Source organism: Moorena sp. SIO3B2, assembly GCF_010692525.1.
Taxonomy (GTDB): domain Bacteria; phylum Cyanobacteriota; class Cyanobacteriia; order Cyanobacteriales; family Coleofasciculaceae; genus Moorena; species Moorena producens.
Map to the genome: position 1 here is coordinate 1 of NZ_JAAHHE010000969.1, position 1,117 is coordinate 1,117.

The following is a 1,117-nucleotide window of genomic DNA, read 5'->3' on the forward strand; positions in this document are numbered from 1 at the left end:
AAGCTTTGTCAGTCGAAACCATTGAGAAGCGTTCAACAGTTCGTAAACACGCGCCTCGCTATCGCGTATTGCTCCATAATGATGACTTCAACTCTATGGAGTATGTGGTGAAAACCTTGATGGAAACTGTGGCGAGTCTGACTCAACCTCAAGCAGTCAACATTATGATGGAAGCCCATCAATCCGGGCTGGCATTGGTGATTACCTGTGCTCAAGAGCATGCTGAGTTTTATTGCGAAACCCTGAAGAACCGGGGTCTGACTAGTACAATTGAACCTGACGAATAAGGGGCAATAGGAGAGATTCTTCCCTTTCCAAATCTTGAAATTATAAAACGTTTTACACCCAGGCTGGCTAGATTATCCCTATACCCAGCACCATTCAGGTTGGGGATGTTTATACTAGCTTTGCTGTTGCTTTGGTTACCCATAGCAGCACCAATATACTTAATTGGTAGCGACCCAAACTCAGTGACAATCCTGACTATGGGGCTAATGTTCGGGGTATTTCTGTACTTAGTCCGAGTTTGGGGAAGGAAGGTTTATCGCCAGCCAGGACTGTTAAAAAAATATGGTTTGCGGCTAACAGCGCAAAACGCTCTTGAGTTAATCAGAGGACTAGGCCTAGGTCTGTTAATGACTCTTAGTCTGTTTGGATTACAAGGGTGGCTGGGTTGGCTAGCATTCCAAACTCCTCCACTCCCATGGTCACGGCTGATTGTAGAGGGATTAATCAGTGCTTTGGCCATAGGCTTCGCTGAAGAATTGGTGTTTCGGGGTTGGTTGCTTGATGAGTTGCAACGGGATTATAGTTTTAAGACATCACAGTGGATTGGTGCGATCGCATTTGCGCTGCTGCATTTCCTTAAACCAATTCCAGAAATGATTCGCGGCTTACCGAGATTTCCCAGTTTATTGCTGCTAGGGTTAATCCTGATTTGGGCAAAGCGATCAACTCAAGGACGGCTAGGTTTATCGATTGGTCTCCATGCTGGCTTAGTTTGGGGTTATTATATTATTGATGTTGGGCAATTAGTAGTCTATTCAGGCAAGGTTGCTCCCTGGATTACTGGCATTAATCGCGATCCTACTGCTGGGATAATGGGATTGCTATTTCT

2 protein-coding genes are annotated in these 1,117 nt (G+C 45.2%); both read left to right on the plus strand.

Annotation, left to right across the window (positions count from 1 at the left end):
- Positions 1-5 precede the first annotated feature (5 nt).
- Positions 6-287, plus strand: a complete 282-nt coding sequence (gene clpS, locus F6K38_RS42785) for an ATP-dependent Clp protease adapter ClpS (protein ID WP_044495357.1) — start codon at positions 6-8, stop codon at positions 285-287.
- Positions 288-392: 105 nt separating this feature from the next.
- A partial coding sequence (locus F6K38_RS42790) for a CPBP family intramembrane glutamic endopeptidase (RefSeq protein WP_287360979.1) occupies positions 393-1,117 on the plus strand: 725 nt, incomplete at its 3' end.